A 15209-nucleotide genomic window follows, 5' to 3' on the forward strand; every position below is an offset into this window, starting at 1 on the left:
AGACAGCATGCCGATTACGATTTTGCTCGCAGATGATCATGCCATGGTAAGACGTGGACTTCACGTGTTTTTGTCCACACAGACGGATATGAAAGTGGTGGGGGAAGCCTCCAATGGGCAGGAGGCGATTGAACAGGCAGAGAAGCTGCAGCCCGATGTGGTGCTCATGGATCTGCATATGCCTGTGCTGGACGGGATCGAAACCGCCAGACGCCTGCGTACGATTTTGCCTGGAATTCGAGTTATTGTGCTCACGTCGTTTTCGGATCAGGATCACGTTATTCCTGCCGTGCGGGCTGGGGTCAAAGGGTATCTGATGAAGGATATTGAACCCGAGGATCTTGCCGTTGCGATAAGGAATGTGCATGCAGGACAGGCCCAGCTTCATCCTGCCGCGGCCAGCCAGTTAATGCATGTGATGGCTTCATCTGACATACCATTAGAAGCGCAGGATACTGTACGCACAGATTCAGCAGCATACGGGCAAGTTCAGAATTATGAGAAGCTTAAGCAGCCTTTACCTTTACAAAGCGATGAAACTTCGCCGAGTCTGGATGCGCTGACCCGCCGCGAGCAAGAGGTATTGGCCCTTATTGCACGGGGACTCAGCAACAAGGAGATTGCGGTTCAGCTCGTAATAACAGAGAAAACGGTAAAAACACATGTCAGTCATCTGCTGGATAAATTGGGATTGGCCGATCGTACGCAAGCAGCCATCCATGCCGTGAAGAACGGCTGGGTCTGATTGATTCGAGCCCCTTCTCAGCCTAAAGTCGTAGAAACTCAACCGAAAGGTTGAGTTTTTTTGTGCTGCAAGTTAAGTCTATCTGCTGACGATTTGGAAGAAGAAGCAAGGTAAGATAGAGACAGAAGAGATGAAGTTTGATCATGGAATACCAACTAAAAACAGGCAGGAGCGTGACATAGATGAAGATCATCGTATTGGCAGGAAGCAACCGAAAGAATGCAACCAGTACACGTTTGGGGGAATATGCGGTCGAAGTCATGCGCAACCAGGGTCATGAGGCGAGCCTGTTTGATCTGTTTCAGACACCCGTTCCATTCTACGCACCGGATGAGAAGCAGGCAGAGGATCACAACTTGGCAGAACTCAACTCGCGCATGCTCGCGGCGGACGCCATTATTTTATCAACGCCAGAGTATCACGGTAGCATCAGCGGGGTGCTCAAAAATGCGCTGGATCATCTGAGCCAGGCTCACTTTAGCGGCAAACCGGTCTTGTCGATCAGCTCAGCGGGAGGAGCGGTGGGCGTTAGTTCTCTTTTGCAGCTGCAGGCCATCGTTCGCAATCTGCATGGGATTAATGCACAGGAATGGATCTCCATTGGGGGTGCGCAGCGCCGGCGGTTTGAAGCAACCTTTGACGGATATGAGGAATATGAAGGCAGCCAGGACATTGAGGACCGGATTCAGCGAGTGATTGGTTCGTTCCTGAGCCTGGCCCAGACATTAACATCTGCACGGAAATCATCCGAAAGCTGAGAAAGAGGGAATGAACATGATTAAAGGCATATTTGAAACACATTTGAATGTAACGAATCTGGAGAGATCACATCACTTTTATGAGCAGATTCTCGGTTTGCCGCATGCTTATGGGCAGAAGGATCGCGGTAACTCATTTTACTGGATTGGTGGAGCGGGGAATGCCATGCTGGGGCTGTGGGAAAAAGAACCGGAGCTGGTGCAGCGGCAGCATTTTGCCTTTCACGTATCGCTTGAGGACATGAAGCATGCTGTCACATATCTTGAGGGTAAAGGGATTACGACGCACAACTTCCTTGATGATGATATCGGTGAGCTGTATGTATTCGGCTGGATGCCGGCTGTATCGGTATATTTCATGGACCCGGATGGTCATTCTCTTGAATTCATATCCATGCTTCCGGATGAAGCGAAGCCGGAGCTGGGTATGGTGCCATGGAGTACATGGGAGAAGATGCACGGACGGGCGTGATCGAGAGGAGGCAGTCAGATGCTATTTGAAGAAGTGAAGCTGCACACATCTCGTTTGGCTGAGATTAAACATTTCTATAGGGATACGCTCGGACTGAAGGTGGCCGATGACTCCGATTCTTCATTCACATTGCAGATCGGATGCACAAAAATGATATTTTTACACAGCGAAATGGAGCACGAGCCCTTCTATCACTTTGCCTGGATGATTCCTAAGAATCGTTTTCAGGAGGCCAAAGCCTGGGCAGCGGCACGGGTAGAGCTCAATACGCAGGATGGAGAGGATGAAACCTTTTCAGAGAACTGGAATTCCCATTCGCTCTATTTCGAGGATCCCGCTGGTAACATTCTGGAGCTGATTGCTCATCACAATACCCATCATAAGAGTGAACGTCCTTTCTCGGCGGAGGATCTGCTGCAAGTGTGCGAGGTGGGGCTTGTATCAGAGGACGTATTGTCCACGGTGGGAGAATTGGGGAAAAGGGGCTTAAACCAATGGGGAGCGATAAGTGAAACCTTTGCCCCGGTAGGAGACGTGAATGGTCTGTTTATTGTGGTGAAAAAGGAACGGATCTGGTTCTTCTCGGAGCAAAAAGCACAACGATTCCCGCTCGAAGTTGTCGTACAAGGTGTCGGCAGACTACAGTTTGGGTAAATGATTGAATCTGGGGAAGCGAAACGGGCATATATGCACGATTTGATTCATTTTATAGAAGTAAGCACAATGTAAACATGGTGTAATAAATTTAAATTCGGTGAAGGAGTGATGACGTTATGGATCGACGTTTGTTGGAAGAGGGTCTGAGGGTCATCGTTTCGAGTCGGGAGCGTACAGGTGACCTCTGGCATGCCCACTATGGAGCAGGAGCAATAGCCGCTTATTTCTGGGTTCGGGAAAATCGTCTGTCTTCCCTTGCGGCGGGCAGCGTTACCGCAGAGGCGAAAGCCATGCTTCGCAAACACGGAGTAGATCAGGAGCCACAATCTGCCCGTGGTGAAATACTCGAACGGGAAGAAGCCGAGGCGCGGATCACAGAAGCGCTGGATCGTACGATTGGAGAACTTCACTGGGTTGGACACCAAGCAATCTATGGCGCCCTTACGCTGAAAGCCATTCGCGAGCTGGATGGTTGGGGCACAGAGCAGGATATTGAACGGATGGTGGAGCTGATCGATTCATTTGAGAAGACCATACCGGGCAGATCGTGGCTGAACACAACGGTTAAGGAAATCCGCAGTCTGAAGATAGATGATACGGATGAATTTCCTCGTATTGAAGGACCGGAGCAGCTGTCCCGGTTGATTCTGGATGAGCTGGGGGCTTTCCCGGCGATCTATCAGGCTGAGTCCCATCATGATCTGATCGGTCATATGCTGACCTACGGCCATGCACTCAATATCTTGCATGAGCTGGGTTATCCGGCATTGTTCCACAAAGGAATTCCACCGTTCCTGACGATGATAAAGGCCCTTCGATTGAGCCGGGAAGCGGTAAGTGAAGATGGACAGTGGACATTGCAATCTCCGGTTGACGTGCTGCCGCTCGTTCCTGCCGAACGTTCGACGGCTCTGCCGCACGAGCTGGAATACTGGCTCACCGACCGAAGATCCCGCGATTGGAACGCAGGCCATGTGTTCAAATTTCCGTTCAGCTTCTATCATCATACAAGAAACGGCAATTCGTTCCCGGAGAGCTGGGAGAATTTCCGGTATATTATTGCTTAAGTATAAAATGTTAAGACGCTCGCTCATGGCATTAAAGGATGCATAGTGAACGATAGCAAACATATAAATGATGAAGAGCACTGCCTGAAATGGCTGGTGCTCTTTTTTGGTTTTAACGAGGTTAGAACTCAAGGATAAACAGGATAAGAATGACACCGGAGAAGAGTAAGAAGAGACGTTTAATGGAAGGATTGTGAGCAGCCCAGACACCCCAGGAACTCATAACTGCGATACTCTCCCAAAACACTAATAATGGGATGCCTTCAGGTGTAAACGGAAAAGAAAGTCCTGGCAGCCGGGAAGTACCTGAACCCATAAGAACAACGGTCATATACACGGGGATGAGGGATAGGAGCATATAGAGCAGTGTTTGCAGCCAAAAGAAATAGATCTTTAGCACACGTAAGAGGATAACTGCAAGCAGAAAGAAGAGTATAACAACGGACGAAAATGTTGCAGCAGTCCATCCAAGAAGGGGGACAGTCAATACATTCGTTTCCTGGTAGAGAATATACATTGTTATGGCGTACATAACGGGCCCTGCCATATAACAGGGTATGGCTATCCACAAATAGAACCAATCCGAAGTTTTCATGATATCCACCCTTTACACGGTCTTGTTTATATGTACTAAACGTACAATATAAGCGTAATGTTTGATGATCGTAACAGAGATTACTTGGAACCGACTTTTTACCTCCCGGAGGGCGACGACAATCAGACGGAAACCGTACCTTTCACCGTCAGCAGAGGCGGAAAAAGGGTGTAAGATTGTATTATCGGATTAGCAGCAAGGGACACAGCCGATAGCACATACGCTAATGTACAGCCGGCCAGGAGGCCGGTTTTTTGATGCGGTGATGGTGAGCCTGCTCTAATCGGGTACTTATGTAAGACTGAATTTAATAAACAGGAGGTTACGTGATATGAAAACCGTATTGTATGTTCCACTGGATGACCGCCCGGCTAACTTGGATGACGTCATTGTTCAAGGGAAGGCAGCAGGCATCCATATCGTTACGCCGAACCTGGGTGATATTCAAAACCGTCTCGATTCGGAAAAAACGACAGAAGGCACTACGCTGCTTGGCACATCTGCACCTACGTATGGTATTCCGACCAACATTTATACGTTTATTCTGCAGCATGCTGCTCAAGTCGATGGATTCATTATCTCATCCGATATGCTGGCCTATGGCGGTCTCATTGGCAGTCGTCAGCTTCGGGATGACGGAGGAGACGCCTATCCGGACTACGATGAAGAAACGACGCGCCTGCTCAATGTGATTCAAGTGATCAAGGAGAAATATCCACGTAAACCGGTGTATGTCATGGATACGGTAATGCGACTGGCGACCACTTCATTTGCAGACGGTCTTGCGCTCGACGCCTATAACGAGTCCCGTGCGCTCATGCAGCAGCCGCGTCAGGCCTATACCGAGTTTGAGGACATTATTAACGGCTACAACCTGTCGCCAGATGGTGTGGAGTATGGTGAAACGACTTTCTTCAATAAAGAGCAATACTACAACACCAGACAGCACAAGTTCAAAACAAACCTGTACATTCTGGATCAGCTGGCCCGCAAAGGGTACATTGATTTCCTCGCTGTGGGTGTCGACGATGCAAATACACAGGGGGTTCAGATTAACGAGATTAACTATGTAGAAGCGCGAATTAATGAATGGCTGGGGGGAACTGACGGACAAAATCCGGAACGGGCCATCATCCTTCCGGATGCGGACGGCCTGGGTCATGCCCTTGTCGCACGTATGGCGAATCAGCTGCTGCGAGGCGGCAAGAAAACACGTTACGCTGTGAATTATTACGGTCCTCACGGCTCCACCATTATTAATACCTATGAATATATGGACGTTCACGAGAATGTAGCTCGCCATATTGATATTGTAGGCGGTGTACTGGTGGCGGATGCGGCTTACCCAGGAGATGCTGAGGGAACTACTTCGCTTGACATGTCCTCGGAACTGGATCGCATGACAAACCGGCCATCAGGAAAGCCAGGACCAAAGCCGGGTGTGGATATCGAGATTATTGCGATTACGGCACTGGATCAAGTCCAAGCCGCGGTTGAACGGCTGACGAGCATTAGTGAGCAAGGATTGCCGGCGGTGCTGATTGATTTTGTCGGAAAAGGACCAGCGAATGTGGATGTAGCGGAAGCGCTGCTGAACAGTCCCTATACCGGCCGGGTTCTGGGTTATAGCGCCTGGAATACACCGGGCAACAAGATTGGCCTTGCCGTAGGCATGGGACAATCCCGATATGCTTTTGTCACCACAGAAAAGCGCGCTTCTGCTCTTCACGAAGCTGTAGATGCGCATGGATCATTACTGTTCAAACGGTTCCTGAAAGACTACTACTATAAAGCTGTAGCGATTGCGGATATCCGCACGTACTCCAGAGCTCATGCGCTCTATACCAATGTGGCTACCCTTGCGGACCAGAATATGGTGCTGTTCAATTCCGAGGAAGATTATGCTCACCTGCAAACACTGCTTCGGGATCTAATGCAGACGTTCACCGCGGGTCTCGCAAGCAAAACAGCCTTTGCCCAAGGTAATGTGGCGATCAAGCAAATCCGCGACTGTGATGTGTTGTATGCGAAATATTGCAGTGCTGCACTCGACTATGCCAATCCGGATTTCATCTGGGGACGTGCATTTGAAATTACATTGAGTCCGCAAGTTACGTTGAAATAATGTGAACCTATAAACTTTACACTAGACCACTACGATTGCAGAACCATCTTACGATCACTGTTATCCCCGGCTTTTTGTGATTCCCTTCTCTAAAGGGAAAAATCCGGTGATAAACGCGAACGCTCTGCTTCTCTAGACTGATTCTGCATTCTCCGTTCTCGTGTAAATGTTTCAGTTCATCTGATATTGTGAGAAACGTGGACTCGTCTTTTTTTCGCCCAAGATACGCCTTAAACCACACGGAAGTCAACCGATTCACCGTCCGCGCTAGGGAGAAAAGGGTGTAAGATTGTATTATCGGATCAATCGCAAACGGACACACACCGAAAGCTCATACGCTTATGTACAGACCGGCCAGAGGCCGGTCTTTTTGATGCGGTGATTCGTGTCCGGCATTGATTTCGGTATTGATCATTTACTCAGTCACTGAGATCAAGGGGGAGTCATGGGCTGCCGCATGGCCTCTGCATCATGCGAGCAGATGACAAACGTGCAGCTGAAGGGGGCGAGATGAATGTGTCTATCCAAAGTGAAACAAACATTACTGCTACAGGGACAAATCAAATGAGTGTGGCTGTTAGACAGACGCTGAAGCAAAAGGTTGCAGCACTCGTTCCGGCATGGGAAGGCCGGGTGCTGGATGTGCCTGCACAGGGTGAGGTTCTGACAGGGCCTTGTGCGGTCGTCGCCTTTGCTGAAGAAGTACCAAAGTCTGCTTGGGCAGGGTACCGACGAATTATTAAAATCTCTCCGTACGTTCGCCCGGAAGATGGTGAAGCAGAACAGCTGGAAATATGGTCCGCGGAGCTGGTAAAAGGACTTCATCAGGTACGGCTGGTGGACGAGAAGGGTGCAGCGTTTACCTGTATCTATTTCGGTTCATCCGACTGCGACCGGGTGGACACCGGATCAGGCATGATGACGCGAAGTCTGCGGTTCGGGATGTATATTCCTGAATCCACTGTTGACCATACTGCTCCAGGTACACCGGATTCCTGGATGGCTGCGCTTCAGGACTGGACACAGTCAGCGCTTGGTTCCGAATGGTCCGTGTATGCTGACGTCTGGCCCGGAGGTTATGAGATACCTTCCGTGCTGTGGAGACTGACGGGTTACAGCTCAGCTGCAGCGGGCACTTCGGTGCTGGAGATACGAAAGCAGTGGACGGGACATGTTGTTGCTGCAGGTGAAGGCGTCACCCGTCATACCGTTACACGTCTGGTCGAACAACTGGCTGTACAGCCCCGTATTGCTCTGGCGAAAACAGAGAATACCCGGTACCTGACGGTGGAGGAAGCTTCAGCTGATTTGCAGGCAGATGCCTACCTGAATGGGCAGATTCGTCTGACGCTGCAGCAGCGAATTCGTCGTCCGGGGACGGATGTGCCATTGATCCGCGAAATTCATCACAGTAAGGGAATCGAATAGTCAGGAATGGCAAGGAATTGTCCCTAGGTTGGAAAAGTATCCGTAATTTAAAGATGAGGTGAAGTGGCAATGGCAAGCACCGTGAAAAAAAGCAAACAGGCTGACCCGCAATATACGCGGGCGGAACTGATGAATCATGCGGAAGCCCTCTTTGCCGTTAAGGCAGAGGTGCTGCATGGTGCGCTGTACGAAGCAGCGCAGCAGACGTTTTCCATTGAGGAAACGCAAGTACGAATCAACCAATTTATGAAAGCGAAGGTGAAGGGATAATGGCAGGCGGAACATGGGAGCAAACGAATCGTCCGGTCCTTCCGGGCTTATATATGAATTTTCAGGCGGCAGCATCTTCAGCCATTCAGGCTGGCAATCGGGGAACGGTTGTCGTTCCGGTCAAGGCGAACTGGGGTCCAGTGGGAACCTTTGTGGAAGTCGGCAGCGAAGCGGCGATTGAACGCATTTTCTCCGCACATGCGCTGGATAATGGGACAGCCTATACGTCTTTGAAGCTTGCTCTGCTGGGTGGCCCGAAGAAACTGCTCGCCTATCGGGTAGCAGGTGCCACGGCAAAAGCAGCCAGTCTAACGTTGAAGGACAGCAGCGATGCAGATGTACTGCAGCTGGATGCCAAGTATCCGGGAGATCGTGCGAACGGATTCTATGTCACCATTCAGCCGGGTGTAATTGATAACACGAAGCATGAAGTGCGCCTGTTTGAAGGGAATCGGATGCTGTATGCACTCCTGACCGCGGATATCTCGGCAGCATCTCTAGCCAAACAGATGAATGAGGATGAGCGCAATGAGTGGGTAACGGCTCAAGCGATTGGCGATGGTACGGGTGTGGTTGCCACCGTGTCTGGTGCGGCTTTCAAAGGTGGTGCCAGCGGTAATGATGACCTGACCAACGCGGAATATATTGCGGTTCAGGGTGCACTGGAAGGTGAGCAATTTGACGTATTGGCATTGGATCATGCGGCGGATGTACCTATGCTGGCAAGCTTCGCGGCCTGGGTGAAACGTGTACGCAGCGAAGGAAAACCGGTGATGGCTGTATTTGGCGGTTCGATCGCAGATGATACGTCTGCAACGGCTGCACAGAAGGCAGCCGCCCGTTCACTGACGTTGAATCACGAAGGTGTGATCAATGTAGGTACCGGTGTTCTTCTAGGGGATGCGTATTACAGTTCAGCGGAAACATCCGCTTATGTCGCGGGTCTCATCGCTGGACAACGTCTGAATGAATCCACAACGTATGCACCGACTCCGTTCGATGACGTCACTCGCCGCTGGACTCGTGCGGAACAGGAGCAGGCAGTACAGAATGGCGTATTTATTTTCTTCCATGATGGCCGCCAGGTGAAGGCTCTTCGCGGTGTAAACACACTCGTGACCCCTGCTGCCGGACAAAATAACGCATGGAAAAAAATCCGTTCCATTCGCGTGATGGATGCGATTAACACAGACTTGCAGCGTTCTGCGGAAGATACGTATATCGGGAAAGTCAACAATACCGAAGAGGGGCGCCAGGCACTGATCGGTGCAATGAAGGCTTATCTTGCGCTGCTCGCACAGAGCAATGTGATTGAGGCTGAGGGATATGATGTCATTCTCGACCCAGCCTATTATGGCGCAGCCCCGATCCTGAAACCGGAGGCAGATCAGGTATTCCTGCAGTGGAATGTGAAGCTGACCGATGTGATGGAGCAGTTGTTTGGTACATTTTACGTGCAATAAGTAGTGTAGAAGAGCAGGGCGAGAGCTTTGCTTAGTTTAGTTATGAGTTGAATTTGTTTTTCATTTGAAAAGATCCCAAGGAGGAATTGTACATGTTGGATGCATCAAGAGTTATTCTCGGTACCCATGGTCAGCTGCATATGGATGGGGTGTGGCAGACGAATATTAACAAGCTGGAAGCCAGTGTGGAAATTGAAAAACGTGAGCTGAATCTGGTCGGCAATGACTGGAAAGTTCACAAAAATGGCGCAAAAAAAGGAACAGGCACGATGACAGGTTACAAGGTTACTTCGGACATGATCCAGCGCGGGTTCACCAAGTTCCAAATCATCTCTAAGCTCGACGATCCCGAGTCGTATGGACATGAGAGTGTTCTGCTGAAGGGCTGCATGGTGGACAAAATCCAGCTTGCAAACTGGACAGCGGGTGAGGAAGTACCGGAGGAAACGGGCTTTACGTTTGAAGGGTTTGAACTGTTGAATCCGATTGTTGCGAATTAAGATCAAGCATGGTCTTATAAGGATGACCTTGTAATGAATTTGTCTAATCAAGCATATGAGCACGTTGACTAAACAAGATAGGGACACACATGAAGACTGAGAGCATCTCGGTCTATTTGTTGTCCCTAATTGTTGAGATGAGTTATCCAATTGTGAAATGAGAAGGAGACTGCACCCTATGATTATGAATGAAAACATGTCCGAAGAACAGATTCTGGATCAGCTGTTTGAAGCAGCAGAACGTTTGCCTGAAGAGAATGTGCGTATTCAGCGCCTGGAGCTGCTGTTGACCCTGCGTGGACTGACATCCTCCAAAGTGGATCAGATTCGCGAACGCTGTACTATCCGTAAAACGACCAAGGGCCGTACCGAGGAGAAGGTAGATACCGAAACCTTTAACGCGCTGCTGATCTCCGAAGCCACGGTGAAAATGAATGTCCGCGGTCTGGAACTGTCCGGATGGGGAGATAACCGTATCACTGGCCGCATGAAGCTGTCTGGTGGAGAACAGGCAGTTCGCCGCATGCTGCTTGCGGGTGAATTGGATGCCGTAGGCGACAAGGTGCTGGAGCTATCCGGCTTCGGTGTGGAGATTGAAGACCTAAAAAACTGATTCACTCCGGCGGGATGACCACGTTCCTGTATCACATGTGGGTTCGTCACCATCTTCGTCCCGGAGAGTTTTGGGCTTTACCACGAGGCGAACGCTCGCTGTTGATCGCGTTCTCGGAAGAGGAGATGGCGGCGCTGACTTCGCAAATGAATCGATAGTTAGCTTGAACAGGGGGTGAAAGAAATGGCAGAAATGATTGTAGGCTTATCCAAATCCAACGCGGAAATGCGTACAACCATCCGTTATCTGGATCAGATTCAGCGTTCGACCGAGCGTCTGGGCAGGGTCCGATATCAGAGTCTGATCAAGGTGAACCATGAACTGAGAACAACCGGGCGCAGGCTGGAAAGCATCTATAGTACGGCTGTTCGACTGAGCAGGCTGCGAATCACGCCGAAGATCGGACTGGATGATCAATTAAGTCCGGCATTAGACCGTGCACTGGCGAAACTGAACAGTTTCCGTAACCAGATGGTGAAGGCTTCGGGAACGGTGTCGGTAGAGGTGAAGCAGAAGGTTGAAGTTGCGATGGGGAAGCTGAGTCCGGCATCGAGCGGGCCTTCGCTGTCTCTGAACATTGGGAGCAATAATAATACGATAAAGAACGCGCCTAAGGAAGAAGAGAAGAGCTGGGTAGAGAAGGCTAACACTTGGATGGACTTTGCTAATAATATTACTGATCTTGCTGAAGCTCCGAATAAGGTAAAAGAAGCTTATGAAAAACTGAAAGGTGTATTTTCTGGGAAAAAATCTAAGAAGGATGCATCCACAACCCCAACTTCCCAATGTTGCTGCTGTTCTGGAGGAAGTCTGGTAGGAAGACTTTCAAAAGGCGGAGCTAAAGGTGGCAAAACCAAAAGTGCAAGTGGTGGCAGTGCTAAAACTGTAGCCGCAACAGAGGGAGGAAAAAAAGGTCCTTACAAGAGCGGTTCCAAGTCCTACCAAGAACGTGCGACTGGAACTGTAAAAACGCCTGCTTCTGATCCTGCGAAAAAAATCATAACCAACATCTCTGATGCTGAACAGAAGAAGCTGAAAGTGGACTTTGATCAAAAACTGAATCCGAATCGATTCGGATTTAGCGCAAATGCTCCCTCAGGTTCGCCAATGTCCAATATGTCTTCGGGCAATGGTTTGTTCAGCAAACTGAGCGGGGGACTCGCGAAGGGAGCGGGTAAACTTCTTGGACCAATTAGCATGCTTGCCGATGTAGCGAATGTTGCCACTGCTCCTCCTGAGGAACGGGGCAGAGCAGTCGGATCCATGATCGGTGGTACTGCAGGTACCGCGATTGGAAGCGCCATAGGCAGTTTTATTTTGCCTGGGATCGGCACATATATTGGCGGTGCATTAGGTGGATGGGCTGGCAGTTCCGCGGGAGGCTGGATCGGGGACAAGGCTAAAGATATTGGAAACTTTATGTCCAACGCTACGGAAGGTGCAGGTAAAGCGTTGTCGACTGCAGCGGATTTTGTTTCTGAAAAAACGAAGAGCATGGTAAGTGGCATATCCGATTTCTTCGGTTTTGGTTCTAAAAAAGAAGAAAAGACCGTCTCAGCAACAACCGTTGCTAACCCAACTCCAGTACCTACTAGTCCATCGATGCCCCCGGCTTATATTCCATCTGCGCTCACCATAACCGGGCCTATGGCTTATACGAACAGCATGGGCAGTCAATCGACCACTGCCGCTCTTATGGGAACAAGTATGATGCAGTCCCAAGCAATGGCGCTCGGTAACGGCGCTCAGACGAATGGCAAATCGTCTACGATGTCGGTACAAATATCAGAAGACCAGATGAGCAGTCTGGCCGGTTACCTTAAGGATTTTAAAACCGAAACGACGAACCAGATCGCCGTCAACGTGTCTCAAGGGGCTGTGCAGGTGACTGTCCGTGAAAATGCCATCGACTACGATGCGATCACACATCAAGTTGGCCAGCGAATTTCGGGAGAGTTCCGCCGTGCGATGGAAAATCGTAAAACCATTATGGCCTAAGCAGAAAGGAGGCCTGTTATGAGTGTAATTAAAGACAACGTAGAAGGAATCCGAATGGAATTCACCCTGAAGGATGGAACAACATCGTTCAGATTCCCGGTGAAGCCGGAGGAGCTGACAATATCAAGGTCCAAAGGGTACGAAACGATCAATATGCTGGAGTATGGTGAGTTTGATTTTGCACAGGGAGAGAAGGTGAAGGAGATCACTTTCTCTTCTTTTTTTCCAAAAGAATATGACGCGTCCTACTGCATGTACGAGCCTGTACCTGATCCGCGGGTGGCGATGAATATCCTGAATACGTTTCTCGTATCCAAAAAACCACTTCGTTTCATCATTTCCAACACAGGAGTGAACGTGCCGGTGTATCTGATCTCGCACAATACGACCTTTCGGGGCGGCGAGAGTGGGGACATCTATTTTGACATTACGCTGCGCACCTGGCGGGATTCCAAAGTGGAGAAGGTCGGCGCGGCAACATCTGCGAGCAAATCGGGTTCTCGTACCGATCTGAAAAAGAGCAGCAAAACCTACACCGTCAAATCTGGCGATTCTCTGTCCAAAATTGCAAAGCTTGAGCTGGGCAGCAGTTCCAAATGGAACGAGATCTACAAGCTTAATGTAAAAACCATTGGCCGTGATCCGAACCGGATCAAGCCCGGACAAAAGCTGGTGATGCCATGACCTACAAGGTCATTGTGGACGACAAATATGACATCACCAAGCTGGTGGAGACGATTACGCTGAAGGACTCGCTGGACCAGATTGCGTATCAGGCCAACATTCGGCTGGCGGTGTCGGCTTCTTCCGGGTTGCCTGCGATATCACCGGGGATGGCGGTGCGAATCAGCGGGGTTCCTTTTGGCGAAAAATCCATGGTTCATCTGCTGCATCCTGCGGTCATCTGGGAGGTGGAAAGCTCGAACAGCGGCACCAAGCGGCTGTCTCTCACGGTGTACGACCGGATGATCTATCTGGAAAAATCGGAAGATGAGTTCCTTCTGCCCAAAGACCAAACCGCCACGCAGCGGCTCAAAACGTACGCCAAAGAGTGGAAGATTCCATATGGAACACTGCCAGACACCAAAACAAAACTGGGCAAAGCGGTGTATCGGTCGCAGACGATCTTTTCGATGATGTTTGCGGATCTGAAGGAAACGGCCAAGTCTGGGGGAGATATGTATCATCCCCGGATGACGCCTGGTGGGCTGCAGCTGTTCAAGGTAGGCAGCAATGCGAAGGTGTGCGAGCTGGATCGGCTGATCGATCTGTCCCAGATGCGTACGCTTGAGGGTGCAGTCACCAAAGTTAAAGTTATGGCTGCATCGGAATCTAGTAGCGGCAAGGAAGTTCCATCGAAAGTGCTGGCGATTGAGCAGGATGGTGTGGAGGAACTGGGCACCTTGCAAAAGCTGATCGAGGACGATCAGGTCAAAACGGCAGCCGCCGCCAAGAAGCTTGCGAAGAGCCGTCTGACAGGCATCCAGGAGACGTTTACCGTTTCCGCACCGGATGTGAACACGATTCGTGCCGGCGATGCGGTGCTGCTTAAAGGCCTGAAGCTGATCGTCATGTCAGTCAGCCGAGACCTATCGGCCGGGCCTGGGACGATGACGCTGGAGCTGGGCACGGCGGAGCTGGTGAAAAGGAGGTATTACCTTGAATAAGGAAGATCCGTATGGGCATTTTGCCGAGGTCATGCGGGGCGCGATGAGTACGCATACCCGTCAGGCCGTGAGCGGCATGGGCGCGGTGCTGGGGACAATGACATCGTCCGGCGTGAAGCTGGATGATTTCAAGCACGAAGTGCAGGACTATCTCGTGGCCGAGCTGCCGGGCACGCTTGGGTTGCCGGAGCGCGAGGCTGTTGGCGCGATCTCCGGGATACTTGACGTGGCGAATGGCGGAACGACGGGCACGGGAAGGTTTCTTTTGCAAGAAGAGGAAGTGGAAGAAGCGGTCTGGTCTCTGGGGAAAGGGTTGAAGGCTGGGGACCGTGTGCTGGCGATGCGGGTGAATGGCGGTAACGACATTGTGGTGCTGTGTAAGGTGGTGAGTGCGAATGCCTAGTTTGTTCCCGGAAACGGGTTTGGTCTGGGGAGATGAAGAGGACCTGTCGGGTGCGGCTTCGGAAGAGGTTCGCTTTGGGCGGAGCTGGCGATTCGATTATGATGCGGGGGATTTTGTGCTGACCCCAAGTGGCAAAGTGGCTGCGGCAGGTCCGCAGGAAGCCTGGGTGCAGTGGTGCATCAAGGCGGTGAAGACGCCGCGGTACAGACATGTGATTTACTCCCGGAACTATGGCTCGGAGCTGGAAGAGTTGGTGGGTCAGGGTGACAGCCGGGGTGTGATGGAAAGTGAGATTACCCGGATGGTAACGGAGACGCTGCTGGCTGATCCACGCACGGATTCGGTAGACCAGTTCACGTTCGATTGGAACTTAGAGCAGTGCATGTTCTCGTGCCGGGTGGCGAGTGTACAGGAAGAGATGTTTATTTTGGAAAGTGAGGTGATCTGA

At 50.6% G+C, this 15209-nt stretch carries 17 protein-coding genes; 16 read left to right on the forward strand and 1 reads right to left on the reverse strand.

Annotated elements, in window-relative coordinates:
• Positions 1 to 7 precede the first annotated feature (7 nt).
• From AC3RCI_RS05730 to AC3RCI_RS05750, 5 genes are all read left to right on the forward strand, one after another.
• Positions 8 to 745, forward strand: a complete 738-nt coding sequence (locus AC3RCI_RS05730; RefSeq protein WP_492527933.1) for a response regulator — start codon at positions 8 to 10, stop codon at positions 743 to 745.
• Positions 746 to 927: 182 nt separating this feature from the next.
• The gene (locus AC3RCI_RS05735; protein ID WP_492527935.1) at positions 928 to 1503 is read left to right on the forward strand and encodes an NADPH-dependent FMN reductase; all 576 of its coding nucleotides are present in this window, start codon (positions 928 to 930) and stop codon (positions 1501 to 1503) included.
• 16 nt (positions 1504 to 1519) lie between these two features.
• Complete coding sequence (locus AC3RCI_RS05740) at positions 1520 to 1975, forward strand: VOC family protein (RefSeq protein ID WP_492527937.1); 456 nt, start codon at positions 1520 to 1522, stop codon at positions 1973 to 1975.
• An 18-nt stretch (positions 1976 to 1993) separates the two neighbouring features.
• On the forward strand, positions 1994 to 2629 hold the full coding sequence (locus tag AC3RCI_RS05745; protein ID WP_492527939.1) for a VOC family protein: 636 nt from the start codon (positions 1994 to 1996) through the stop codon (positions 2627 to 2629).
• Between the two features lie 119 nt (positions 2630 to 2748).
• Entirely contained in the window at positions 2749 to 3699 is a 951-nt protein-coding gene (locus AC3RCI_RS05750; RefSeq protein ID WP_354478438.1) for a hypothetical protein, read from the forward strand.
• A 121-nt stretch (positions 3700 to 3820) separates the two neighbouring features.
• Here AC3RCI_RS05750 and AC3RCI_RS05755 read toward each other — a convergent pair whose 3' ends face one another.
• Positions 3821 to 4294 (reverse strand): hypothetical protein, encoded by a 474-nt coding sequence (locus AC3RCI_RS05755; RefSeq protein ID WP_127538085.1) that lies wholly within the window; start codon positions 4292 to 4294, stop codon positions 3821 to 3823.
• A gap of 331 nt (positions 4295 to 4625) precedes the next feature.
• Between AC3RCI_RS05755 and AC3RCI_RS05760 the strand changes: the two genes are divergently transcribed.
• The 11 genes from AC3RCI_RS05760 to AC3RCI_RS05810 all read left to right on the forward strand — a co-directional run bounded on the left by AC3RCI_RS05760 (position 4626) and on the right by AC3RCI_RS05810 (position 15209).
• Positions 4626 to 6419 carry a DUF4127 family protein gene (locus AC3RCI_RS05760; RefSeq protein WP_492527941.1) on the forward strand — a complete coding sequence of 598 codons (1794 nt, stop codon included), beginning with the start codon at positions 4626 to 4628 and terminating at the stop codon, positions 6417 to 6419.
• Positions 6420 to 6935: 516 nt separating this feature from the next.
• A complete protein-coding gene (locus AC3RCI_RS05765; RefSeq protein ID WP_492527943.1) occupies positions 6936 to 7847 on the forward strand; it encodes a hypothetical protein in 912 nt (303 codons plus the stop codon).
• A 69-nt stretch (positions 7848 to 7916) separates the two neighbouring features.
• Positions 7917 to 8117, forward strand: a complete 201-nt coding sequence (locus tag AC3RCI_RS05770; protein ID WP_095360750.1) for a YqzN/YkzM domain-containing protein — start codon at positions 7917 to 7919, stop codon at positions 8115 to 8117.
• A complete protein-coding gene (locus AC3RCI_RS05775; protein ID WP_492527945.1) occupies positions 8117 to 9580 on the forward strand; it encodes a phage tail sheath family protein in 1464 nt (487 codons plus the stop codon). The genes AC3RCI_RS05770 and AC3RCI_RS05775 overlap by 1 nt, the downstream gene beginning before the upstream one ends.
• A 92-nt stretch (positions 9581 to 9672) precedes the next feature.
• Positions 9673 to 10080: a phage tail tube protein gene (locus tag AC3RCI_RS05780; RefSeq protein WP_095288940.1), complete on the forward strand. Its 408-nt coding sequence runs from the start codon at positions 9673 to 9675 to the stop codon at positions 10078 to 10080.
• 178 nt (positions 10081 to 10258) lie between these two features.
• Positions 10259 to 10693: a phage tail assembly chaperone gene (locus tag AC3RCI_RS05785; RefSeq protein WP_492527947.1), complete on the forward strand. Its 435-nt coding sequence runs from the start codon at positions 10259 to 10261 to the stop codon at positions 10691 to 10693.
• 183 nt (positions 10694 to 10876) lie between these two features.
• Positions 10877 to 12691, forward strand: a complete 1815-nt coding sequence (locus tag AC3RCI_RS05790) for a hypothetical protein (protein ID WP_492527949.1) — start codon at positions 10877 to 10879, stop codon at positions 12689 to 12691.
• A 54-nt stretch (positions 12692 to 12745) separates the two neighbouring features.
• Positions 12746 to 13375, forward strand: coding sequence for a LysM peptidoglycan-binding domain-containing protein (locus AC3RCI_RS05795; protein ID WP_492529810.1), 630 nt, complete (start codon positions 12746 to 12748; stop codon positions 13373 to 13375).
• Positions 13372 to 14358: an XkdQ/YqbQ family protein gene (locus tag AC3RCI_RS05800; RefSeq protein WP_492527951.1), complete on the forward strand. Its 987-nt coding sequence runs from the start codon at positions 13372 to 13374 to the stop codon at positions 14356 to 14358. The genes AC3RCI_RS05795 and AC3RCI_RS05800 overlap by 4 nt, the downstream gene beginning before the upstream one ends.
• Positions 14351 to 14761 carry a hypothetical protein gene (locus AC3RCI_RS05805; protein ID WP_492527953.1) on the forward strand — a complete coding sequence of 137 codons (411 nt, stop codon included), beginning with the start codon at positions 14351 to 14353 and terminating at the stop codon, positions 14759 to 14761. The genes AC3RCI_RS05800 and AC3RCI_RS05805 overlap by 8 nt, the downstream gene beginning before the upstream one ends.
• A complete protein-coding gene (locus AC3RCI_RS05810; protein ID WP_492527955.1) occupies positions 14754 to 15209 on the forward strand; it encodes a DUF2634 domain-containing protein in 456 nt (151 codons plus the stop codon). Before AC3RCI_RS05805 ends, AC3RCI_RS05810 begins: the two co-directional genes overlap by 8 nt.

The sequence above is a fragment of the Paenibacillus sp. MT124 genome, assembly GCF_058792755.1.